The following is a 23931-nucleotide window of genomic DNA, read 5'->3' as shown; positions in this document are numbered from 1 at the left end:
CGAACGCAGCTCAGAACTGACATTGATGTCACCCCAAGCGGTTGGTGCCGGGGAGCGATCCGGACGTCGATGCCGCCGGCGGGGTCCCACTGAGAGGGAGCAGCGGCTGATTGCGTCCAACCCCTTCGCTCTGCCCCGGCGGATCAGGCATCATGACCGGACTTCCCCGGGTTCGCAGTCGGGTACTCCTACGTCGGTCGACGGTGTCTGAGTTCGTCTCCCGCGCACAGCAACTGACGTCGTCGGTGTCCACCCGGATTGCGGGTGGACACCAACGACGTCGGATGAACCGTCCCGATCAGGTACCGAGTTTCAGCAGCATGGAACCCGCCTCCGGACCCCCGCCGATCCCCACGGCGGCCACCGACAGGTCCTTCTTGATCTGGCGATCTCCGGCCTGCCGCCACAATTGGGTACAGGCCTCGTGCAGGAACCCGTAACCATGCAGACGGCCCGCCGACAACTGCCCACCGTGGGGGTTGATCGGCAACGTGCCGTCGATCGCGTAGTACCCCTCGTCGTCGAGGAACTGCCCGACCTTGCCGTGCTCGGCGAAGCCGAGCGCTTCGATCCACTGCGAACACAGGTAGCTGAATCCGTCGTAGAGCGTTGCGAAGTCGACATCGGCCGGGGTCAGGTCGGTCCCTTCCCACATCGACGCGGCGGCGTCGTGTGAGGCCATCGTCGTGAGGTCGGTTCGCTGGTCCCAGGAGTGTCGCTCGTAGAGCGCCGAGCCTGCCGCTTCGATGGTGATCGGTGTCTGTTTCAGGCCAACCGTCTCTTCTCGCCGCGACAGGATGATCGCGGTCGCTCCGTCACACGGGACGTCACAGTCGAACAATCCCATGGGAGTCGAGATCATCCGCGCGTTCAAGTAGTCGACCATCGACATCGGCTTGCGGTAGATGGCGTTCGGATTCCGGGCCGCGTTGGTGCGTGCGTTGATGACCAACTTTCCGAGATGCTCTCTGGTCAAGCCGAACTCATACATGTAACGCTGTGCGTACATGCCGATCCAGCTGGCCGGGGAGGCGGCTCCGAATGGCATCCGGAACTCCGCATGGCCCGACGCACGCATCGCCTTGCCCGTCAGCGCGGCGGCGCGACCAGATGCCTGGGCAGTGGCCTCCCAGACCGACCGAAAGCACAGCACGTGTGTGGCGCGGCCCGAAGAGATTGCCGCAGCCGCGTCGAGCAGCGTGCCTATCTGGCCCGACGTCTCCACACCGCTGACGTGCCACCTGGTCCTCAACCCGAAGGCATCGCGGACATCGTGCGTGGTCGCACCGACGAACCCGCCCTCCGCCTGTACCGGGCCCGGATAGCTTGCGACACCGTCGATGTCATCGAACGTCAGGCCCGCGTGGGCCACAGCGCGCTCGGCGGCCTCGAGCGCCAGGTCGATACCCGAACGCCCGATCCGCCGGCCGATCTCGGACTGACCTATCCCGCTGATGACCGCCTTGTCGTCCACGAAACTCATGCTGCCAACGGCCTGAAGAAGGGCAGGGACACATCGTCGTGTGACTCGAACACGACCTCGACCGGCTGTCCGATCTCGACCGCATTCACATCGACGCCGACGATGCACGTGGTCAGGCGGACATCGGGCTGATCGTCGAGTTCGACCACCGCGATGACGTAGGGAGGAGGGAAAGCGGGAAGCCAGGGGTGGTGATTGACCGTGAAGGACGCGATTCGTGCACGCCCGGACGCGGCCTCTGGTCCGACGTTGCGACTCCGGCATCGCCAGCATGCCCCGACCGGCGGGTGAATCCAGCCTCGACAGTCTCGACATCGGTATATGCGGAGTTCACCGTCGAATCCTCCGGTCCAGAAGGCCTCCGATTCCGGGGTCACCTCCGGCAGAATCCGACCTGCCTCGTTAGACATCTGCTCGTCCTTCCGAAAATCACTGTTGTCCGGGCGGCCGGCAGCTGCGCGACGCGCGTGACGGCGGTCACCCCGGTCTCAGGTTAGCATTCATCACCACTGTGTCAGATATTGATTTGCCAACTTGGCTCAAGGATCGGGTCGCAGGGGTGGATCTCGCATCCACCTGCCAATCTAGAGTCCAACTTCGTAGTGACACGCGACACAAAACGCGGGTATTTTCGTGTACACTTAGTCAGATATAGCCCGATGGGGCACGGCGACGATCAGTCGCGGCCCATCGAGTCAGGACCGAGAGGAACAATTGACGTGGTCGGTGTGCTGAACGGAATTCGTGTTGTCGAGGTGGCGGCCTGGACGTATGTGCCGGTGGCGGGCGCGATCCTCGCCGAGTGGGGCGCGGACGTACTGAAGATCGAGCATCCCGAGTCGGGTGATCCCCAGCGCGGGCTCGTGACGTCGGGATTGATCCCGGCCGGCGGGGTCAATCACATGTTCGAACTCCCGAACCGCGGAAAACGCAGCGTTGCAATCGATCTCAAGTCAGAACAGGGACGCGCCCTGCTGATGCGGCTGATCGCCACCGCCGACGTATTCCTGACCAATTTCCGTCCCGACGCCCGCAAGAAGCTGGGCCTCGACGTCGAGGACGTTCGGGCGGTCAACGACAAGATCGTGTACGTTCGCGGTTCCTCGAGCGGCCAGCGCGGCGAGGAAGCGAACCGCGGCGGGTACGACATGACCTCGTTCTGGAGTCGCGGCGGCGCTGCCGACAACATCAGCCCGGACGAACTGGACTACCGCCTCACCATGCCGGGTCCGGCGTTCGGCGACGTTCTCGGCGGCCTGACCCTGGCCGGCGCCGTCTCCACCGCACTCCTGCATCGCGAACGCACCGGCGAAGCCCTCACCGTGGACAGTTCCCTGCTGGCGATGGGTGCATGGTCGATGGGCGCGACCATCGCGGGCGCGCACGCGTTCAACATGGAGCGGTACCCCAAGCACACTCCCGCGACGGCCGCGAACCCGCTGGTCAACACCTATAAGACCGCCGATGGTCGGTTCATCTCGCTGGTCATGCTCGAGTCGGACCGCTACTGGCCCGAACTCGTCACCGTTCTCGGAATCCCCGAGATGATCACCGACCCCCGGTTCGAGAACCACGCGAAGCGCGGTGAGAATCGGCTCGAGGTCATCGAGGTCCTGAGCAACGCATTCGGCAAACGGACGCTCGAGGAGTGGAAGCCCGAACTGGCCAAGATCGACGGGTCCTGGTCGGTGGTCCAGACACCACGTGAGGTCGTCACCGATCCGCAGGTGCTGGCGAACGGCTACATCACGGACCTCACCGACGTGAACGGCGTGGACTACAAGTTGGTGAGCACCCCGATCCAGTTCAACGAGACGCCCAGCGAGCTGACCCGTGCGCCGGCCCACGGTGAGCACACCGACGCGGTGCTCGAGGAGCTGGGACTGCCCATGGAGGAGATCATCGACTACAAGGTGAGCGGCGCGATCCTCTAGTCCGAGCCGACGAAGGGGAGGACGCCGAACGGCGTCCTCCCCTTCTGTTCGTCTGACACCGGCTGTTCGAGCGTGGAAGGAACAGCGGATCACACGCCGGCAGCAGCCTTTTCCAACGACTGATCCTCTGGCGCGTCGGCAGCCGGGTAACGCAGGATGCCACGCACGTTGTTACCCGCGCGCATGTCGTCGTAGCCGTCGTTGACGCCCTCGAGCGGGTAGCTGCGTGTGACCATCGCGTCGAGGTCGACGAACCCACCGCTCCACAATTCCAGAACCTTCGGGATGTCGGCGCGCGGATTGGCCGAACCGTACAGGCTGCCGACGATCTGCTTCTCCTGCAGGGTGAGGTCCATCAGGTTCACCGAGATCTCGCGCTCGAGCATCGGGTGGATGTTGGTGACGATGAGCCGCCCGCGCTTGGCCGTCATCGCCAGGGCCTTTGCCACCAGACGTCCCTCGCCCACGCCCATGGCGCAGATGAACTTGTCGGCTCCCCGGTGCCACGTCGCCTCCGCGACCACACCCCGGGCGTCCTCCCACGATTCGGCCACGTGTGTGGCACCCATCCGAAGTGCGATCTCCCGCTTGTACTCCGACGGATCGATGACGGTGACCGTCCGCGCCCCGGAGAGCTTCGCCCCCTGGACCGCCGCGGCTCCGATGCCCCCGACCCCGGCGACGACGACGTTCTCGCCGGGCTGGACGTCGGCGGTGTAGACCGCCGATCCCCATCCGGTGATGAATCCGCAACCGAGTAGGCATGCGCGGTCCAGGGGGTGGTGCGGTTCGATCTTGATGCAGCTCGCCTCGTTGACCACCGTGTGGTGGGCGAAAGAACCCACGCCACAGGCGAGCGCGAGGTCCTCCCCCTTGGTGTGATGGCGCGCCGTATCGTCCTGGATCTGGTTCCCGCTGTAGATCTTGGCACCCAGATCGCACAGGTTCTGATGCCCGTTGGAACACGACGGGCACCGTCCACAGGACGGGATGAATCCGAACACGACGTGGTCGCCCGGCTGTAGCCACGACACGTGGGAGCCGACCTGTTTCACCACACCCGCACCCTCATGCCCGCCGATACAGGGCAACCGGAACGGCATGTCGCCGGTCACGATGTGCTCGTCGGAGTGACACATCCCCGAGGCATGCAGCTCGACGAGCACCTCTTGTTCTTTCGGGGCATCGAGTTCGATGGTCTCGATCTGCCAAGCTGTGTTGCGCTCCCACAGAACCGCGGCCTTGGTCTCCATTTATTGTCCTTCCACACTACGTTCCGACGAGACGTCAGAGGATGATCGATTGCGATTCGAGGTATGCCGCAATGCCTTCCGGGCCACCCTCGCGTCCGATACCTGATTTCTTGAAACCACCGAAGGGACTCCCGAAGTCCAGTGGCGCCGCTGAGTTGATCGACACCGAACCGGTTCGGATACGCGCCGCCACCCGGCTTGCCCGCACCGGATCCGCCGACCAGACCGCACCCGCGAGTCCGTACTCCGAGTCGTTGGCCACGGCGACCGCGTCGTTCTCGTCGTCGTAGGCGATGACCACCGCAACCGGCCCGAACAACTCGTCACGGGCGATCGCCATGTCGTTGTCGACGTCCGCCAGCACAGTCGGGCTGACATACGAACCGCTGTCGAAACCGTCAGGGCGGGTACCGCCGGCGACCAGGCGAGCACCGGCGTCGACCGCGCCCGCCACCGCGTTCTCGATTCTGTCGCGGGACGCCGCGTTGATGACCGGTCCCACCTCGGTGTCACGTTCTGCTGGATCACCGATGCGCATCGCCGAGACTGCTGCCGCAAACGGCTCGAGGATCTCGTCGTAGCAACTGCGCGGCAGCAGGATCCGCGTCTGCGCGGCACAGATCTGCCCGTTGTTGGCCATCACGCCGGTGACCAGTCCGTTGATGAGGGTGGCGTCGACCACGACATCGTCCAGCACGACAGCGGCCGACTTGCCTCCCAATTCGAGGGTCACTCGACGGACGTCCTGCGCACACGCGGCGCCGATCTGTTTTCCGGCAGCGGTCGATCCGGTGAAGCTGATCTTGTCCACACCAGGGTGGGCGACGAGCGCCGCTCCCGTGGCCACACCACCGGAGACGATGTTGATCACCCCCGCCGGGATACCGGCTTCCTCGATGCACTCCGCCAGCATCGAGAGGGCGAGCGGTGCCTCCGGTGACGGCTTGAGGACGATCGTGCACCCGGCGGCCAGCGCCGGAGCCATCTTCAACGCGGCGGTGAACAACGGTGCGTTCCAGGGCACGATCGCTCCCACCACACCGACCGGGAGTCGACGCACCAGAACCTCGCCACCCGTCGCCGACGGGCGTCTCTCCTCGAACTCGTAGTCCTCGACGATCGCCGCACAGGCCCGGTAGACCCCGAGGGCGGTGGCCAGTTGCCCGAAGGTCGTCCACTTCCGTGGTGACCCGACCTCGGCGGAGACGACGTCGGCCAACTCTTTCGTCCGTGCTCCGATCGCATCGGCCAGGGCGGTGATCGCCTGTGCGCGGATGGCGGCGGTGCTGGACTGCCACGGGCCATGCTCGAGCGCCGTCCGGGCGGCCTCGACCGCGACGGCGACGTCGGCCGCGGTCGCCTCGCCGACCCGTCCGAGCAATTCGCCGTCGGCGGGCGAACGGACCTCGATCGGCGGCCCCGATGTCGGACTCCATTTTCCCGATACGTACATGCCTTCGAATTCGTACACGTACAACCTCTCACTGTGCTCTGCGAGCGTGGCAGCCACGATGTCGTGATCACCCATCGGCCCGTCCGTATTTCTGGCAGTAATGTCACCCTAGACCAACGACGGTACCGCGCCCTCGGCGCTGCCGAACAGCGGTCCGAGCTGATCGGGCGTACTACCGTGCAGAACCAGTTCGTCGGCGCCGGCATCGCGGTACCGATCGAATGTCCGCCAGCATTCGGTCCCCGAACCCACCGCGGACGCCGACCGGATCCATTCCTCGGGTAGCGAGGACGCCACCTCGGTGAGCTGTTCGCGTGTCCGAACCGAATCCGCCGCCCCCCGGACACCGCGCAGGTGCGGATGCGCACGGAGCGCGTCCAGATCCTCGACCGACCATCCGTTGACCTTCGCCAGCTGCTCGCCGAACCCCGGGATCTGGTAGTACGTCACCGCACGGCCACCGATCACGGCCAGTTCCTCGGCGGGGTCGAGGCCGGAGGCCACGACCACGGTGGCGTAGATCCGCACGCTGCCGGAGGCGCGTTTCGCATCCTTCTCCGCCTGACGGACGACCCGGACCGATCGGGCGACGGCCTCCGGTGTCAGGAACGGGTGCAACAGCACCCCGTCGAAGTACCGGCCCGCGATGCCGAGCCCCCGGGGGCCGATCGCGGCGAACACCAACGGCGGAACCGGCTGGTCCGGAACATCGGCCAGGCGTAGCGAGGGATATCTGCCGGCCGGTCCGTCGTATGTGACCTTCTCGCCGCGACACAGCCGTCGGAACAGTTCGGCCGAGTCGACGATCGAGGCATTCGTGGATGGGGGTAGCCCGACCGCACGCCACATCGCGTCGACCGAGCGGCCGATCCCGATGACGATCCGTCCATTCGACATCGCCTGGGCCGTCATCGCCATCGAAGCGAGCATCGCCGGATGCCTGGACTGGAAATGAGTGATCCCCGAGGCGATCTCGATCGTGTCCGTGACCTGGCCGATCGACCCGGCGATGACACCGAAATCCTTCGTGCCCCACCGCTCGCTGAGCCACAGTGTGCTCAAGCCCAGGCGCTCGGCCTCGACCGCCTGGCCGATCACCGGCCGGGGATCCGGTACGCGCCCTGGAAGCGTGTACGCACCCACCGCCGGCCGAGGCGGTCGCCCGGTCCCGAGCGCAGGATCGAACGCGATCCCCGAAAAGTTGGCTTTTTCGTCGGTCATGGGCCTATTCTGACAGTGTTGGTCACTTTATGAAAGGGCGTGGCAGTCCGAGTTTCGCGGCGGCGCCCGGGCCGGAGGAATGGAATTCGTATGGTCTACACACCGACCCGGGGTGACCTCGGCGGCGATGCACGCGAGGTTCTCGACTCCTGGCTTCCCCCGCGCATCGCACCCGACGGCACCGACTTCGAGATCTCGGATCTCTCGGCGCCGGATGCGGGCTATTCGGGCAAGACGGTATTCCTGACCGCGACGTGGACGGACCCGGCCGGAAACCGGCGACGCGCGGACCTCGTACTGCGGATGCAGGCATCGGACCACCAGTTGTTCACCACTCCGGACGCACCCCGCCAGGCCGAGATCATGAAACGGCTGGGCCGGACGGCGCGCGTCGCGGTTCCGGAGATCGTGTGCATCGAACGCGATTCCTCGATCCTCGGCGCCCCCTTCTATCTGATGCGACGTGTCCGTGGCCGCACGCCTTCGGACGTGCCGAGCTGGCACAAGCGTGGTTGGACCACCGAGCTCTCGACTCCCGAGCGAGAACTCCTCTACGACAACGCGATCGAGTCGTTGGTGGCCGTCCATCAGGTGGACGACCCGGACGTGCTGGACTTCCTGCGCGAAGCTTCCGCGACCGGGTCGACCGGGCTCGCCCGCTATCTCGACAACCTCCGACGTTGGTACGAGTGGGCTCGCCCCGATCTCGCCGTCGGCGCGGAGACCCTGGCGCGCGCGTTCGATGCCATCATGACCGGGGCGCCGACCACCGACCGCGAAGGCGTGGTGTGGGGTGATGCTCGTGTCGGGAACATGTGTTTCGCCGACGACATGTCGGTCGCCGCATTGTTCGACTGGGAGACCGCAACCACCGGACCCCCCGAGATCGATCTGGGTTGGTGGCTGATGTTCGAGGAATTCCTCTGTGAAGCACTCGGTTTCATCCGCCCCGCCGGTATCCTCGACAGCGAAGCGACTCTCCGTCGATACGTCGAACTCGGCGGACGAGTCGACGGCGACATCGGCTACTACAAACTGCTGGCAGCGTTTGTGCTGTCGCTCATCAACAACCGTCTCGCCATCCTGCTGGCCAGAGACGGTCTCGACATGGAGATCGCCCGCAGGTATCCCACCACCGTCGTCGGACTCGTGGACCGATATCTCACCGAACTGAGCACTGGAGAACCAGATGACCAACAGCGAACCGCCTGAACCGTCGCCGGTCGGCACCACCGGCCAACCCTGGGAGATGGTGATCGAACAGGGCAAGATCCGCGAGTTCGCCGCCGCGATGCAGTCGGACAACCCCGCTTATCAGGGACCCGACGCGATCATCCCACCGACATTTCTCGTCAACGCCGCGCAGTGGGCACCGGCGGGAGTACGGATCAACGTCGGTTTCGACCGCAGACGACTGCTACACGGCGAGCAGGAGTACACGTTCGTCGGCCCTCCCCCCAGGGTCGGCGACGTCCTGATCGCGCAGGAGCGCATCGTCGACCGATACGAGAAGCCCGGCAAGCGGGGAGGTCAGATGCGATTCGCCGTCGTGAGAACCGAGTTCCGGGACCGAACCGGTGATCTGGTCGCCCAGGCCACCGCAACTTTCATCGAACGCGCTGCCCGAGGAGCAACCCGATGACCGCCCTCACCGTCGGAAGCACCGCCACGCCTCGACAGTTCGGACCGCTGACCCGTCAGATGTTCGTCCGGTACTCGGGAGCCTCTGGGGACCTGAACCCGATGCACTACGACGACACCATGGCACGCAGCGCCGGGAACCCGTCCGTGTTCTCGCAGGGAATGCACCAGTCCGCGTTGCTCGCGACCTTTGCGACCGACTGGCTCGGGGCCGAGAACGTACGCCGTTACGGTGTGCGGTTCCGTGAACAGGTATGGCCGGACGATGTCCTGACCTGCACCGGCGCGGTCACCGCGATCACCGAGAACGCCCGCGGCGAGACCATTGCCGCCGTCGAGTTGACGTGCACCCGGCAGAATGGCGCGGTCGCCATCGCCGGATCGGCCGATTTCGTCGTACCACATGTGGCAGCGTGACGAAGACGATCGTGCCGTTTCGGGACGGTCGGTCGTCCGCTGTGGCGATCAGCGGTTAGGCTGAACTCCCATGTCAGATGCAACGCCGATAACGCGCAGGGCCAGCTATGGCCCGTCGAGCCCCGAGGTGGGCAGCCGGGGCGCGAACACACGCACCAAGATCGTCGAGGTCTCCCTGGATCTGTTCGGCCGGCTGGGCTTCTTCAACACCTCCGTGGACGCCATCGCCAAAGAGGCCGACATCTCGAGGGCCACGCTCTACCAGTACTTTCCCGGCAAGGACGAGATTTTCCTCGAACTCCTGGATGTGTGCGGGCGGGCTCTGTTCCGGGTCGCGCGGCGTATCGGCCCGCTGGGCCCGACCAAGGTCGGATTCGACAACCTCAACTGGTGGCTCGGCGAGTGGAGCTGGGTCTTCGACCGATACTCCACGATGTTCGTGCAGTGGACGAGTGTGGCCATGTCCGACACCTCCGTCCGGCCGCAGATCGACACTTTCATGTCGGCCTACACAAAGCTGGTCACCGACAGGCTCGAGCGTTCGGACCTGCAGGGAATCGAACCGCGGGTGGCCGCGATGGCGATGATCGCGATCGTGCACCGCATCAACCTGTTCCTCGCCACTGATCGCACCTACGGTCGAGACACCCAGGCGGTGGTCGACTCGCTGTCTGTCTACCTGCAGTTGTTGCTGTTCCCCGAGACCCCGTCGTCCGTCCTCAACAGCATTCCTCTGGAGACGCCGCCCGAGGACGTGGTCATCGAGGTGCCTCCGCTGCCTTCGACCGTCGGCCTGTCCGTCGAGGACCGGACCGCGAATCTGAGCAAGCGTGCGATCAACACCGTGCGCACTCTGGTGGATGCCGGCGCGAAGCAGTTCCAGCTCAAGGGATATCACCGTACGAGCGTCGACGACATCGTAGAAGAGGCCGGACTCGCCCGCGGGACGTTCTACAAGTACTTCAGCGAGAAGCAGGACCTCCTGGTCGCCATCAGCATCGAAGCCGCCGATCTGGCGATAGATCACGCCGAGCGCCTGAGCAAGATCAATCTCACCGACCCGGACACCACAGAGCTCCGTGCCTGGATCCGCAGCCTGGACGATTTCATGAGGCGCTACTCGGGTTCGATCGGGGSGTGGAACGAGCAGACCACGGACAACGACATCGTGGGTCAACTCGGCGTCTGCGGGCAGGCGGCCATGGATGCGGCGATGGTGGCCGACCTCGTCGCGACGCGACGTGACTATCCGTTCGACCCCGTGGTCGCGGCCATCATCTTCCGCTCACTGGTCGCCAGAATTCCGCAGGCCGCGCGGGAACAGTCACCTCCGCTGTCGGAGGACGAGACCGCCGATCTCCTGATCGCGTGCATCCGGCGCGGATTCTTCAGCCATCTGGCCTGACCCCTGAGACCGGACTCGTCGGTGCTCTTCTGACCCATGGTCGGAAAGTTGCTTCGCCAGAAGCGTTGCTTTACACGACATCTGAAGCCTGGGACCCGTCCGTCATTGACTACTTCTGACGACTATGTCATCTTTGAGGGAACTCATTACGGGTGGTCTGATCGGCATTCGACCGAATGCCGCAGCAGGAGAGGAAGCTTCAGATGGATATCAGTCGCGCATCCGCGCTCGTCACCGGTGGCGCCGGCGGTCTCGGAGAGGCCACGGTTCGCACCCTGGCCGCCGCGGGTACGTCCGTGGTCATCGCCGACCTGAACGATGAGAAAGGCAAGGCCCTCGAAGTCGAACTCGGTGACCACGTGCGCTACGTCAGCACCGACGTGCTCGACGAGAGCAGTGTCAACGCGGCCCTCGCGGTCGCCAACGAGCTTGCGCCCCTTCGGATAGTCGTCAACGCGCACGGCGGGTCCGCTGGCGCGTCACGCGTGGTCGGTCGCGACGGTGAGCCGGCCTCGTTCGAACAGTTCCAGTGGTACGTCAATCTGTTCCTCAACGGGACCTTCAACGTCCTGCGACTCGGCGCCGCCTCGATGGCCAAGAACGAGCCCGACGAGGTCGGCAACCGTGGTGTCATCGTCAACACCGCGAGCATCGCCGCGTTCGAAGGTCAGATCGGACAGACCGCCTACTCCGCGGCCAAGGGCGGCGTCGTCGGTCTGACGCTGCCTGCCGCGCGCGACCTCACCAAGCAGGGCATCCGCGTGATGGCCATCGCACCGGGCACCTTCTTCACACCGGCCTTCAAGATGGAACGGGAGGAGGCCGAAAAGTACTGGGGTTCAACGGTTCCTTACCCATCTCGGATGGGTAGCCCGTCAGAGTACGCCGCCCTGGTGGAGCACATCGCGAAGAACGACTACCTCAACGGCGAGGTCATTCGCATCGACGGAGCGCTGCGGTTCCAGCCCAAATAGGACCCTGACGACCACACAACAAACGGATCGAGTCGCTCACCGGCGAGCGACTCGATCCGTTGTTGTCTGCGATGGGGTAGGGCGCGCCGGGAGGCAACCGCCACAGCTCACCGCTGCCTCACACGATGTTCGCGTGCCGCCACTGATCGATCGTCGCCGCGTCCACGCCCAGTTCCCCCAAGATCTTCTCGCTGTGTTCGCCCAGTGCCGGAACAGGATCCATCCGGGGATCGACCCCCCTCAGATCAGCCGGCGGTAACAACGCACCGATCTGTCCGCCGGGTGTGCGCACGGTGCGCCACCGCTTGCGTTCGGCCAGCACCGGATGGTCCCACACTTGCACCATGGTGTTCGTCCGGGCGTTGGCGATACCCGCGGCCTCGAGCTTGTCTTCCAGCTCGTCCGCCGTGAGGGATTGGATCGCGGCGGTGATGATCGCCTCCAGTTCCTCCCGGTTGAGCACGCGCAGGGGGTTCTTGGTGAACCTGGGATCATCCGCCAACTCCGGCAGGCCGAGGACCTCCGCACAAAGTCGTTGCCACTCGGGCTGATTCTGGACGGCGAGCAGGACGATACCGCCATCACCGGCGGTGAACGGACCATACGGCGCGATCGTCGCATGCCTGGCTCCGGTCCGACGCGGAGCGGTGCCTCCATACCGGGAGTAGTACATCGGGGAACCCATCCACTCCGCGAGGGCCTCGAAGAGCGACACCGAAACGGCGGGCGCGCGGCCCGTCGTCGCCCTCGTGTACAGCGAGGCGAGGATACCCGAATAGGCAAAGGTCCCGGCCGCGATGTCGGCCACGGAGATCCCCGCCTTGGCGGCCTCGTCCTCGGTCCCGCTCACCGCGATCAGACCGGCCTCGGCCTGGACGAGCAGATCGTAGGCCTTCCGCGACTGCCACGGCCCCTCTCCGTAACCGGTGATCTCACAGACGATCAGACCGGGATGCGAGGCTTCGAGGTCGTCGGCACCCAAACCCATCCGGCGCACTGCCCCCGGACCGAGATTCTGGATGAACACGTCCGCATCTGCGAGCAGTTCGCGCAGAATCCGCTGCCCGACCTCGCTCTTGAGGTCGAGCGTCAACGATTCCTTGGACCGGTTGAGCCAGACGAAGTAGCTCGAATCCCCGTGCACCGTCTCGTCGTAACCCCGGGCGAAGTCCCCGACCCCGGGGCGCTCGATCTTGATGACCCGCGCGCCGAGGTCGGCCAGCTGACGAGTGGCATACGGCGCAGCCACCGCCTGCTCGAGACTGATGACCGTGATACCGACGAGCGGCAAGGAGGGGGTCATCGAACCGATGGTTCGCGCGGCAGGCCCAGCAGACGTTCGGCGATGGTGTTGCGCATGATCTCAGACGTGCCGCCGGCAATGGTCAGGCAACGCGCGAACAGGTAGGCGTACGTGAGGCCGGGAGTGTTTCCGGTGACCGCGGCGGTACCGGCCAGGTCGATGCCCAGCTCGGTGATTCGTTGCGAGTGTTCGGCTTTGATCAGCTTGGTGACGTTCGCCTCGGGTCCTGGTCCGGCACCGATGACCGCTCGGGCGGCCTGGCGGAGATTGAGGAGACGCAGTGTGTGGGCTTCGGCGATCATCTCGCCGACCCGATGCTCCGCGTCACGGGCGCCGGTCCCGTCCAGCAACTTGACCAGTTCCGCGACGCCGAAGTCGATGGAACCGCTGCCGCCGCCGATGGAAACCCGCTCGTTGCCCAAAGTGGCCCGGGCGACCTTCCATCCTTCGCCCACCTCCCCGACCACATCGGAATCGGGAACGAACACGTCGTCGAAGAAGACCTCGTTGAACAGCGCCTCACCGGTGATCTCGCGGAGCGGACGAATCTGGACTCCCTCGGACGAGAGGTCGATCGCCATCATCGACACACCCGCATGTTTCGAGGCGTCCGGATCGGTGCGGACGGTCGCGAGGCCCCACTGACATTCGAGAGCGACACTGGTCCAGACCTTTTGGCCGGTCACGCGCCAACCGCCGTCGACCTTCTTGCCGACGGTCCGGACAGCAGCAGCATCCGAACCCGCGCCGGGCTCGCTGAACAGCTGGCACCACTGGTCGCGACCGCGAAGTACCGGTTCGATCCACCGCTCTCGCTGATCATCCGAACCCACCTGCGCGATGGTGAGATTGACCCAACCCGTGATCCCGAGATCGGGCAGGTCGATACCCTCGAACTCTTCCTCGATGACCAGTTGTTCGATCGCTCCGGCCTCGCGTCCCCAGGGCCTACGCCAGTGCGGCACGAGGTATCCGCTGTCGACCAGGTGGTCACGGCGCTGCCCCTCGGGCAGGGATCGTACGGCCTGCGCCTCGGCGCGTGCAGCCGCGCGGAACTCCTCGGCCTCTGGTGGCAGGTCGAACGACGCGCCCTGCGCCTGCCCCGCACGATACGCATCGACGATGTCGGCGAGCGGATCGACGCCGTCGGTCAGAATCGCGGCCACGGTGGTCGCCCTGCGTAAGTACAAGTGGGCGTCGTGTTCCCAGGTGAACCCGATGCCCCCGTGCAGCTGGATGTTCATCCGGGCATTGCCCAGTTGGGCCGGGCCCGCGTACGCGGCAGCGACCGCCGAGGCGAACCAGATGCCGTCGATGTCACTCGCACGCGCCGCGTCCCAGGTGGCCGCGATCGACGCCTCGGTGGCGATGAGCATGTTGGCGCAGTGGTGTTTGACCGCTTGGAATGACCCGATGGACCGTCCGAACTGTTCGCGGACCTTCGCATAATCGGTGGCCATCTCGAGGCACGCGAGCGCGCCGCCGATCGCCTCTGCGGCGGCCAGGACGCGAAGGACACTGCGGCCCGCCCGACTCGCGCTGCGCAGAACACGGTTGGTCGGGACCGCGACTGCGGTCAGCGACACCGTGCCGATACCGCGAGTGGTGTCGAGGGCCTCGGCCGCCGCGACCTCGACGCCGGCTGTGGCCTTGTCGAGCACGACGAGGTCGTCGCCGAGGGAAAGCACGAGGAGGTCTGCCTCAGGTGCCGACAACACCGCGCGCACCTGGCCGCTGATCAGACCGTCGGCGTCGCGGGACAATCCATTGGCGAGCCCCACAGCGCCTGTCGTGGAACCGTCGGCGAGACCCGGGAGGAGTTCGGCGCGGAGATCCTCGTCGCCCGCGTGAGCGATCACGGCCGACGCGACCACGGTCGACAGGAACGGGCCGGGAGCCAACTCGTGCCCCATCGCCTCGAGGACAACGGCCAATTCGGCGATGCCGTAGCCTGAGCCCCCGTACTCTTCCGGTAGGTGCAAGCCGAGCCAACCGAGGTCTGCAGTGCTCGACCAGAAGGTCTCGAGTTCGACAGCCCCGTCCAGAGAGGCCCGCGCAGCCGCACGCACACCGTGCCGCGCGAGATGGCCGACGGCGGCGTCGGCCAGGTCAATGTGTTCGGAGGATATGGCAAGCGCCATCTCGGCCACCTTTCGATTGCGAACTCGTCGGGCCTGTCGACGTTCGAAACTGACCCTAGATGTCAGATCACCGATATTCAAGACTCGCTCGATCGCGGCCGGACCGAGCAGGCTTCGGCACCCCCATCTTGCGATGATGGATTCTGAACTGGGCAAATATTCGCCGCATCCGCGTCAGGGACTCGGCTCGGCCATTGCATGGACAGGGTGTCAGATGATCTACTATGGTTCCGTGCAGGAGTGACCCACGTCATTCACACGAGAGATTTGGAAGTCTTGAATGAGCATCTCGCTGATCTTGGACATGGCCTTGTCGGGCAACCCCGACAAGACGGCCATCACCGTCGACGGAGCCTCCCTGACCTACGCCGAATTCGGTGAACTGGTCACCGGCGCAGCGACCGTCATCACGCAGGCAGGCGCCGAGAACGTCGTCTTCCTCGGGGAATCCGGACTCGAACTCCCGGTGCTGCTGTTCGCCGCGGCCCATGCCGATGTCCCGTTCGTCCCGGTGAACTACCGCCTGGCCGCCGCGCAACTCGAGCAATTGATCGCGCGCACCCGCTCTCCATTGGTCGTGGCAGACCCGAGATACGTGTCCGAACTGTCGTCGGATCACAACGTGACGACCACCGAGGAGTTCGCGACGGCCGCGCGGGCCGCTGCCGCCGACCCCCTGCCGGCCGCGAACGTCGACCCCGACGATCCGGCCATCGTCCTGTTCACCAGCGGGACCACCTCCGCCCCCAAAGGTGTGATCCTGCGACACAGCCATCTGCTGAGCTACGTCATGAGCACAGTGGAATACGGCTCCGCAGCGGACAACGAGGGCGCGCTGATCAGCGTTCCGCCTTATCACATCGCCGGGATGGGCACGATCCTGACGAACGTCTACGCGGGCCGGCGGATGATCTATCTTCCCCAGTTCGACGCACACGGGTGGGTGGAACTCGCCCGCCGCGAGGGCGCCACCTCGGCGATGGTCGTGCCGACGATGCTGGACCGTATCGTCGATGCCCTCGCGGGTGCGCCGGCCGACCTTCCCGCTCTCGCATCGTTGTCCTACGGTGGGGCACGGATGCCGCGCCCCACCCTCGAAGCAGCGCTACGCGCGTTCCCCCAGGCGGGCTTCGTCAATGCGTACGGACTGACCGAGACGAGTTCGACCATTGCCCTTCTCGGTCCCGACGACCATCGCGCGGCCATGGAGAGCGACGATCGCGACGTCCAGGCACGCCTGGGCTCCGTCGGCCGGCCGGTGCCCGGGATCGAGATCCAGTTGCGTGGCCCCGACGGCCTCCCGGTGGCCGACGGCGAGCAAGGCGAGCTGTGGGTACGTGGACCGCAGGTCTCCGGTGAGTACATGGGGGCCGGGTCGGTCCTCGACGCCGAAGGTTGGTTTCCCACAAAGGACCTCGCATACACCGATTCCGCCGGGTATCTGTTCATCGTGGGGCGCAACGACGACACCATCATCCGTGGCGGCGAGAACATTGCACCCGCCGAGATCGAAGACGTACTCGTACAGCATCCCGCGGTCCATTCGGTGGTGGTTGTCGGTGTGCCCGATGCTCATTGGGGTGAGGCCATCGTGGCCGCCGTGGTCGTCGAGGCGGGCTCCTCGCCCGACCACGACGAACTGCGCACCTACGTACGCGAGCGCCTCCGTGGTTCCCGGACACCGGACAGGGTGGTCTTCCTCGACGACCTCCCGGCAACCGCGACCGGAAAGATACTGCGCAAGAAAGTCGTCGAGGACATCGTCGATCGTCCTGCGACCGCACACGCGTAGCGCGTGCACACCACCTGATCCGATCAGCAAGAGAACGGAGACACCGTGTTCAAGACCGGAAGTCGTCTACAAAGCCAGGTTTGTGGCACCCAGGTCATCATCATCAAGGCGCCGGCAGGCGAGGCAGCACTCGATTGCGGGGGTCAGCCGATGATCGATGTGACGCAGTCACCGGTGGCCGGGCTCAGCCCCGCCGCGGGCCTCGACGGCGGCACCCAGATCGGCAAACGCTACGTCGACGCCGACGACACCGTCGAGATCCTGGTGACCAAGCCCGGCACCGGAAGCCTGTCGCTGGACGGGAAGCTGCTGGACGTCAAGAGCGCCAAGCCACTCCCCTCGAGTGACTGACGGCGCAACTTCGGCGCGCGGACCGCTCGGCGGGATTCGCGTACTCGAACTAGCAGGTGTCGGACCGGCGCCGCACGCCGCGATGTTGCTCGGCGATCTGGGCGCGGACGTCGTCCGCGTCCAGCGTCGTGGCTCGCTGGCCCCGGATCGCCCCGCCGCGGCCGGACTTCGAGGTCGGACGATCGTCGAGGCCGACCTGAAGGACGCGGCGGACCTGCGTGACATCCGGGGGCTCGTTCAGCGAGCCGACATCCTGATCGAGGGGTTCCGTCCGGGCGTGGCGGAGCGGATGGGCCTCGGACCCGACGACGTCGCCGAGCTCAATCCGCGACTGATCTACGGCCGGATGACCGGATGGGGACAGACTGGTCCGCGTGCCGCCGAAGCCGGGCACGACCTGAATTACATCGCCATGACCGGGCTGCTCCACGCCGTGGGCCGGCCGGGTGAACGCCCGGTGCCGCCGCTGAACCTGTTCGGCGATTTCGGCGGCGGCTCGATGTTTCTGGTGATCGGGCTGGTCGCGGCCCTGGTCGAGCGACAGTCGTCGGGTCGAGGCCAGGTCGTCGATGCCGCGATCGTGAACGGCGCCCCCATGCTCGGGCACCTCTTGTGGGCCATGCGTGGCGCGGGTCGGTGGTCAGACGATCGCGGCGTCAACGTCTTCGACGGGTCCGCGCCGTTCTACGACACCTACGAGTGTGCTGACGGGAAGTACGTCGCGGTCGCCGCCTTGGAGCCGCAGTTCTTCTCGGAGCTCCTCGCCGTACTCGGTATCGATCCGCTCGAGGTGGGCGAGCAGCGAGACCCGGCCGGTTTCCCGCGGATGCGCACGATTTTCACCGAACGCTTCGGTTCGCGGACACGGGACGAGTGGGCCGCGATGTTCGCCGGGACCGACGCGTGTGTCACCCCGGTGCTGACGTTCGCCGAAGCCGAGACCGATGCGCACATGGTCGGTCGCGGTGTGTTCACCGCGATCGGCGGGGTCACCCAACCCGCACCGGCACCGGCGTTCTCACGGACGTCGCCTGCACTACCGACGCCACCGCCTCGCCGTCCGGCCGAGACCGCGGACGTCTGGGCCTGATCGTCAACCGTTGTCCGTACTACCGATCCTGGAGGAATTGATCATGACCGTGACTGCCGAAGCCCCCGCGCTGATCGAGCGCCGCGGCCACGTCTTGCTCATCACGCTGAACCGCCCGCAGGCGCGTAACGCCGTGAACGCCGAGATGTGCATTCTGGTGGGGGATGCCCTGGCAGAAGCAGACAAGGATCCCGACGTTCGCGCAGTCGTGCTCACCGGAGCCGGCGACAAGGCGTTCTGTGCCGGCGCCGACTTGAAGGCGATCATGCGCGGGGAAGCTGTGATCCCGCCCGGACGCGAGAAGTGGGGCCTGGCCGGATACGTCGGACAGGCGATCAGCAAGCCCACGATCGCGGCTGTCAACGGACCGGCGCTCGGCGGCGGCACCGAACTGGTACTCGCCAGCGATCTGGTCGTTGCGGCCGACACCGCGGTGTTCGGGTTGCCGGAGGTGACCCGCGGGCTGATCGCCGGAGCAGGCGGCGCGTTCCGTCTCGCCGCGAAACTCCCGCCGGCGGTCGCCATGGAACTACTGTTGACGGGCGAGTCGATCACCGCGGCCCAGGCACTCGACCTGCATCTGGTCAACCGGGTGGTGCCCGCGGCCGACGTTCTCGACACCGCGCTGGCGCTCGCTGCGACGATCGCCGGCAACGCGCCGCTCGCGGTTGCCGCCACCAAGCGAATCGCCCTGGCGCAGAACGAGAGTGGCGATCGTCCTCAGGAAGCAGTCGGCTGGGAGATGACGAACGCGGCACTGCCCGCAGTCGCCGGCTCCGAGGATGCCAAGGAGGGCCCGCGCGCATTCGCGGAGAGGCGCGCCCCGGTCTGGCAGGGCCGCTGACCGGTCGCGTCCTCCGGGCGGACGGACCACCTGTCCGGACGGCCGAACTGAGGCTGTCGCGAGAGACCCCTGGTAGCGATGCGCCAGGGGCTCCACCCCCTCATCGTGTCGGTCGCCGGGCGCAGGTCAACGCGATACGACGAGACCCATGCCGGTGATCCATTCTTCGACCGGCTGGTAGGCGACGGTGTGCAGCGGCTTCCCGCCGCCGGCGGCGCCCGCTGCGAGCCAGGTTCGCACCTCGTTGGCGCCGACGCCGGCCTGCGCACGCGCGTCGTCGGTGAGTGCGGCGAGTTCGGCACCATCCCACTCGGCCAGCGCATCCAGGAAGGCCCTGTCCCACTCGGGCTTGATCTTCTTCCGCGCGGCCGCGGCGCCCTCGGTGATCACGCGCCGCCGCTCCTCGTCGCTGATGTCGAAGGCATCGAGTTCCAGGCTCGGCGGCGAGTGCGACAGTCCGCCGGTCCCGACGACGAGCACGCGCGCGTCGATCGTGTCGAGAAACCGTCCGACCGCGTCGCCGAACGACAGGACCCGCGCAGCCGACGGCAGCGGCCCGGTCGCACAGTTGATGGGTAGCGGGATGACCGGGTACGCATTCAGGTCTCCGGTCAGATCTCGTAGCGGTTGCGCGAACGCGTGGTCGAGGCCGACCTCCCGACAGATCGAGATGTCGAACTCCGAGTCGAGCAGATGGGCGCCGAGCTCGGCGGCGATGTCAGCCGGAACGTCCAGGCGACCCTCCGCGTGGCCGCCTTCGGGAAGTATCGAGGCCGACAGCGCGACGGCAAAGGTCGGGACGATGTGGCGGAAAGCCCGCCGGTGGTCGCCACCGAACAACACCACGAAGTCGGGGTCGAACTCGGTTACCACGGCGCGTGCCTCGGCCAGACCCGCCCGGAACTCCGTTCCGAAGACCAGATCGGTGTCGCGCTCCATGCCGGGGCTGTGGCTCGCGCACACCACCAAGCGGTTCTGTTCGGTCATGTCACTCCTCGTCCGTACGCGGTGGGTGGCCCGCCCGCGCGCCGCCCACCGATCAATAGTGACACAGACGTTAGATCAAATACCGAACCCAGTCGAGAGCGGCTCGGTCATCCCTTGACAGAGGCACACACTCACGATCAAACTAGACGTAACTGTCAGATATTGGAGGTTGACTCACGTGGCTTTTGTGATCCTGCAAGCTTGTTGCAACGACGCATCGTGCGTCGATGTCTGCCCGGTCAACTGCATCCACCCAACGCCTGACGAACCGGACTTCATGCGGACCGAGATGCTGCACATCGACCCGCAGACATGCATCGACTGCGGCGCATGTGTGGAGGCCTGCCCCGTCGACGCGATCAAGGCCGAGGACGAACTGGACGACCCGGAGCTCCCGTTCATCGAGCTCAATGCCGATTACTTCGAACAGCACCCCCTGCAGTCCGGACAACTCGACGTCCCGAAACCGTTGTGGCGCAAAGCGGATTTCTCGGATATGCGCGTGGCCATCGTCGGTTCGGGACCGGCCGCGTTCTACGCGGCCGCCGAGCTGATCTCGCTGAAGGGCGTTCAGGTCGACATGTTCGAGCGCCTGCTCACGCCGTACGGACTGGTGCGCTCAGGGGTCGCCCCCGACCATCCCGGCACGAAGGCGGTCACCGACATCTTCCGGACACTGGAGCGCCGCAAGAACTTCAGGCTGCACCTCGGAGTCGAGATCGGCGTCGATCTGACGCACGAGGAGCTGCTCGCCCACAACCACGCGGTCATCTACGCGGTGGGAGCGTCGTCGGACCGTCGCCTGGGCATCCCCGGCGAGGACCTCCCGGGCAGTCATACCGCCACCGAGTTCGTCGGCTGGTACAACGGCCACCCCGACTACGCGGACCGGACCTATGACCTGAGCGGCGAGCGCGCCGTCATCGTGGGCAACGGCAACGTCGCCCTCGACGTCGCTCGGATTCTGCTCACCGATCCTGATGACCTCGACCGCACCGACATAGCCGATCACGCACTCGAGGTGCTGCGCACGAGCAACATCCGCGAGGTCGTGGTCCTCGGCCGCCGCGGTGTCGCACAAGCCGGCTACACCAACCCCGAGATGATGGCACTGCGCCATCTTCCGGGCGTCGACCTCGTGATAGACCCGGATGACGTCGAGATCGACCCGGTCACGCAGGGCATCCTCGACGCCGCCGACACCGAGTCGTCGGTGAAGGCGAAGATCTCCCTGGCCCGCAGGGTTGCCGCGGACGGCGACACAGGCGCGGCGAAACGTCTGGTCCTGCGATACCTCTCCTCCCCCACCGAGATCTCCGGGACAGACCACGTCGAGTCGATCAGCATCACACGCAACGAACTGCAACTGACCGAGTCCGGCGGAGTCGTCGCCGTTCCCACCGACGTCACCGACGCCATCGAGACGACCCTGGTGCTGCGCGCGGTCGGCTACCGCGGCGTTCCGGTCCCCGGAGTGCCGTTCGACGACGCTCGCGGGGTCATCTCCAACGTCGAGGGCCGGGTCGTCACTCTGCACGGCGGCGAGCCCGTTCAGGGCGTCTACGCCACCGGCTGGGTGAAGCGTGGTCCGTCCGGTGTCATCGGAACCAACAAGAAATGTGCAGCCGACACCGTGGATCTCCTCCTCCAGGATTACGTCGCCGAAGCTCTTGCCGATCCGCCGCAGGACGCGGACTCGTTCGCGGAACTCCTGGCCGAGAGAGCACCCGAAGTCGTCGACTTCGCCGGCTGGACCCTGATCGACAAGGCGGAGAAGGCCGCGGGCAAGCCGCGTAAGCGACCGCGGGTGAAGTTCGTCGACGTCGATTCGATGAGGGCGGTGGTCCGCGGGGACTGAGGTACCTCGCGACACGCCTGTCGTAGCTCCGACGCATCGCTACTCACGATCGTCACATATTTCTGACGAAGTGATCATTACTCCGTCAGACGCCGACCATGCTCAAGCGGGCTCACCATCCTCGCTTGACAATGGCTTTTCTGGGTTCTAGCTCGCTTTATTCCAGACTCTACGGTAACGATTAGGTAACATACGGCGGGAATGCTGGGAGTGACCCGCGCCATAGTCCAGTATCAAGGTGTCTCATCTGACAGTCCGTACTTTTTATGACTCACCCTCCATCGACGCGGAGTCCGGTACGACGCTCAGTCGAGAAACCCATCTGCGGGCGGAATCCCTCGTCCCGAACTCAGGAGCACAGCATGACGAAATCAAGGACCGGCCGGCGGTTCATCACCACGACCCTCCTGTCGGTCATCCTCACCGCGGGCATGGTCGCCTGTGGCGGCTCGGATGACGGTGGCGACTCCGCCGCGGAGCCCTCAGCCAATGAGTCGGTGCTGGGCACCCCGAACAAGGCCACCGGTACACCGATCACCATCGGGTTCATCAGCGACGGGAAGTCGCAGGCCATCGACGTCAGCGACGAGATCCGTGGCGCCGTCGCCGCGGCCGATTACGCCAACGAGTACCTCGGCGGAATCGGTGGTCATCCCATCGAGGTCAAGTCGTGCGAAGCGTTGGCTCAACCCGCCGCCGCCGCCGACTGCGCCAACCAGATGGTGCAGGCCGGTGCCGCCGCCGTGGTCGGTCCCACTCCAGGTGAACTGGACCACCTCATCGACGTCCTGTCGCCAGCCAAGATCCCGCTGGTGGTTCACAGTGGCACCACCCAGAAGGGCCTCAGCGCGCCGGGCGTGTACTTGCTGACGAACGGCACCGCCTACTTCGCGAGCTCGGCGACGGCGGCAAAGGACGAGGGGCTGAAGAACACCGTCGGCATCGCCATCGGCGTCCCCGGCGCCGAGGGACCCACCCGCCAGATCGGATCGCTGATCTGGGGCAACGCCGGCCTCGACTTCAGTGTGGTCGGCATCCCGCCGGGCACCGCAGACATGACACCGCAGATCAGCGCGGCCGGCGGTGACGCCGACAACTTCTTCGTGATCGGTAACGACAGCTTCTGCACCAGCGCCTTCAAGGCGATCAAGACAACCAAGCCGAATGCTCCGATCTTCGCGATCGATCGGTGCCTGACGATCGGTGGGGGGAGCTCGATCCCCAACGGCTACGAGGGCATCAACGTCGCCACCACACTCGATCTGAGCCCGGATGCCCCCGACTCGCAACTCTATTCAGCAGTTCTCGCCAAGTACGGTGACGGCGCGAAGTTCGGGAATCTCTCGTCGGTCGGTTACGCTCCGATGCTCGGCATGATCAAGGCACTCAACGCGGCAAAGGTCACCGACCCGACGGCGGAGACCGTCATGGCAGCCATGAAGACGGCACCGCCGACCGAGTATCCGCTGACCAACGGACTCATGTTCCAGTGCAACGGAGAACAGCTCCCCATCTCCCCCAACATCTGCAGCGCCGACGGCCTCCTCGCCAAGGCGACCAAGAACGGCGAACTCACCGATTATCAGAAGGTGACCGTCGATCCCTCGCTCTACGACACACCCGGCGCCTGAGCCCTGACCGACCAGTACGACCCGGCGTCGGCCGTCATCCTCGCAAGGGATGGCGGCCGACGCATTTCACCATTCGTCTCCCGTCGTCCGGGCTGCGCCGGTAGGCCACCGTGATCTACCCGGTGCCGATCGATCCAGCCAAGCCGGAGTCGC

The 23931-nt window shown here is 65.8% G+C and carries 20 protein-coding genes; 12 read left to right on the top strand and 8 right to left on the bottom strand.

What is annotated here, in order from left to right; translation table 11 throughout:
* Positions 1-298 precede the first annotated feature (298 nt).
* Together A9310_RS22960 and A9310_RS22955 are read right to left on the bottom strand one after the other, a co-directional pair.
* On the bottom strand, positions 299-1483 hold the full coding sequence (locus A9310_RS22960; RefSeq protein WP_065632533.1) for a thiolase family protein: 1185 nt from the start codon (positions 1481-1483) through the stop codon (positions 299-301).
* A complete protein-coding gene (locus tag A9310_RS22955; RefSeq protein WP_065632532.1) occupies positions 1480-1893 on the bottom strand; it encodes a Zn-ribbon domain-containing OB-fold protein in 414 nt (137 codons plus the stop codon). Before A9310_RS22955 ends, A9310_RS22960 begins: the two co-directional genes overlap by 4 nt.
* A gap of 309 nt (positions 1894-2202) precedes the next feature.
* On the opposite strand from A9310_RS22955, the gene A9310_RS22950 reads away from it, so the two are divergent.
* On the top strand, positions 2203-3417 hold the full coding sequence (locus A9310_RS22950; RefSeq protein WP_175401199.1) for a CaiB/BaiF CoA-transferase family protein: 1215 nt from the start codon (positions 2203-2205) through the stop codon (positions 3415-3417).
* Between the two features lie 89 nt (positions 3418-3506).
* On the opposite strand, the gene A9310_RS22945 is transcribed toward A9310_RS22950, so the two are convergent.
* From A9310_RS22945 to A9310_RS22935, 3 genes are all read right to left on the bottom strand, one after another.
* Entirely contained in the window at positions 3507-4670 is a 1164-nt protein-coding gene (locus A9310_RS22945) for an NDMA-dependent alcohol dehydrogenase (protein ID WP_065632531.1), read from the bottom strand.
* A gap of 34 nt (positions 4671-4704) precedes the next feature.
* The gene (locus A9310_RS22940) at positions 4705-6141 is read right to left on the bottom strand and encodes an aldehyde dehydrogenase (protein ID WP_065632605.1); all 1437 of its coding nucleotides are present in this window, start codon (positions 6139-6141) and stop codon (positions 4705-4707) included.
* A gap of 90 nt (positions 6142-6231) precedes the next feature.
* Entirely contained in the window at positions 6232-7344 is a 1113-nt protein-coding gene (locus A9310_RS22935; RefSeq protein ID WP_083207503.1) for a TIGR03857 family LLM class F420-dependent oxidoreductase, read from the bottom strand.
* Between the two features lie 90 nt (positions 7345-7434).
* Between A9310_RS22935 and A9310_RS22930 the strand changes: the two genes are divergently transcribed.
* The 5 genes from A9310_RS22930 (at position 7435) to A9310_RS22910 (ending at position 11781) form a co-directional block, all read left to right on the top strand.
* Positions 7435-8556 carry a phosphotransferase family protein gene (locus A9310_RS22930; RefSeq protein WP_065632530.1) on the top strand — a complete coding sequence of 374 codons (1122 nt, stop codon included), beginning with the start codon at positions 7435-7437 and terminating at the stop codon, positions 8554-8556.
* The gene (locus A9310_RS22925) at positions 8534-8986 is read left to right on the top strand and encodes a MaoC family dehydratase N-terminal domain-containing protein (protein WP_083207502.1); all 453 of its coding nucleotides are present in this window, start codon (positions 8534-8536) and stop codon (positions 8984-8986) included. The genes A9310_RS22930 and A9310_RS22925 overlap by 23 nt, the downstream gene beginning before the upstream one ends.
* Positions 8983-9402: a MaoC/PaaZ C-terminal domain-containing protein gene (locus A9310_RS22920; RefSeq protein ID WP_065632529.1), complete on the top strand. Its 420-nt coding sequence runs from the start codon at positions 8983-8985 to the stop codon at positions 9400-9402. Before A9310_RS22925 ends, A9310_RS22920 begins: the two co-directional genes overlap by 4 nt.
* A gap of 70 nt (positions 9403-9472) precedes the next feature.
* Positions 9473-10807 carry a TetR/AcrR family transcriptional regulator gene (locus tag A9310_RS22915; protein WP_065632528.1) on the top strand — a complete coding sequence of 445 codons (1335 nt, stop codon included), beginning with the start codon at positions 9473-9475 and terminating at the stop codon, positions 10805-10807.
* A 203-nt stretch (positions 10808-11010) separates the two neighbouring features.
* Positions 11011-11781 carry an SDR family NAD(P)-dependent oxidoreductase gene (locus tag A9310_RS22910; RefSeq protein ID WP_065632527.1) on the top strand — a complete coding sequence of 257 codons (771 nt, stop codon included), beginning with the start codon at positions 11011-11013 and terminating at the stop codon, positions 11779-11781.
* Between the two features lie 118 nt (positions 11782-11899).
* On the opposite strand, the gene A9310_RS22905 is transcribed toward A9310_RS22910, so the two are convergent.
* Both A9310_RS22905 and A9310_RS22900 read right to left on the bottom strand, forming a co-directional pair.
* The gene (locus tag A9310_RS22905; RefSeq protein WP_065632526.1) at positions 11900-13084 is read right to left on the bottom strand and encodes a CaiB/BaiF CoA-transferase family protein; all 1185 of its coding nucleotides are present in this window, start codon (positions 13082-13084) and stop codon (positions 11900-11902) included.
* Positions 13081-15225, bottom strand: a complete 2145-nt coding sequence (locus tag A9310_RS22900) for an acyl-CoA dehydrogenase (RefSeq protein WP_083207507.1) — start codon at positions 15223-15225, stop codon at positions 13081-13083. Before A9310_RS22900 ends, A9310_RS22905 begins: the two co-directional genes overlap by 4 nt.
* A 280-nt stretch (positions 15226-15505) precedes the next feature.
* On the opposite strand from A9310_RS22900, the gene A9310_RS22895 reads away from it, so the two are divergent.
* From A9310_RS22895 to A9310_RS22880, 4 genes are read left to right on the top strand one after another with little or no spacing between them, the layout of a single operon-like run.
* Complete coding sequence (locus A9310_RS22895; RefSeq protein ID WP_065632524.1) at positions 15506-17017, top strand: class I adenylate-forming enzyme family protein; 1512 nt, start codon at positions 15506-15508, stop codon at positions 17015-17017.
* A gap of 45 nt (positions 17018-17062) precedes the next feature.
* Positions 17063-17368, top strand: coding sequence for a hypothetical protein (locus A9310_RS22890; protein WP_065632523.1), 306 nt, complete (start codon positions 17063-17065; stop codon positions 17366-17368).
* Positions 17361-18458: a CaiB/BaiF CoA-transferase family protein gene (locus A9310_RS22885; RefSeq protein ID WP_065632522.1), complete on the top strand. Its 1098-nt coding sequence runs from the start codon at positions 17361-17363 to the stop codon at positions 18456-18458. The genes A9310_RS22890 and A9310_RS22885 overlap by 8 nt, the downstream gene beginning before the upstream one ends.
* Positions 18459-18501: 43 nt before the next feature.
* Positions 18502-19302 carry an enoyl-CoA hydratase-related protein gene (locus A9310_RS22880; protein ID WP_065632521.1) on the top strand — a complete coding sequence of 267 codons (801 nt, stop codon included), beginning with the start codon at positions 18502-18504 and terminating at the stop codon, positions 19300-19302.
* A gap of 126 nt (positions 19303-19428) precedes the next feature.
* On the opposite strand, the gene A9310_RS22875 is transcribed toward A9310_RS22880, so the two are convergent.
* The gene (locus A9310_RS22875) at positions 19429-20289 is read right to left on the bottom strand and encodes a 3-carboxyethylcatechol 2,3-dioxygenase (RefSeq protein ID WP_175401198.1); all 861 of its coding nucleotides are present in this window, start codon (positions 20287-20289) and stop codon (positions 19429-19431) included.
* A gap of 178 nt (positions 20290-20467) precedes the next feature.
* Between A9310_RS22875 and A9310_RS22870 the strand changes: the two genes are divergently transcribed.
* Together A9310_RS22870 and A9310_RS22865 are read left to right on the top strand one after the other, a co-directional pair.
* Positions 20468-22147, top strand: a complete 1680-nt coding sequence (locus tag A9310_RS22870) for an FAD-dependent oxidoreductase (protein ID WP_065632520.1) — start codon at positions 20468-20470, stop codon at positions 22145-22147.
* A 362-nt stretch (positions 22148-22509) separates the two neighbouring features.
* The gene (locus A9310_RS22865) at positions 22510-23778 is read left to right on the top strand and encodes an ABC transporter substrate-binding protein (RefSeq protein WP_065632519.1); all 1269 of its coding nucleotides are present in this window, start codon (positions 22510-22512) and stop codon (positions 23776-23778) included.
* The last annotated feature ends 153 nt before the right edge of the window (positions 23779-23931 follow it).

The sequence above is a fragment of the Gordonia sp. UCD-TK1 genome (assembly GCF_001691435.1).
Lineage (GTDB): Bacteria > Actinomycetota > Actinomycetes > Mycobacteriales > Mycobacteriaceae > Gordonia > Gordonia hongkongensis.
The sequence above is the reverse complement of the archived record's forward strand: the minus strand, read 5'-3'. Positions and strand labels throughout refer to the sequence as shown.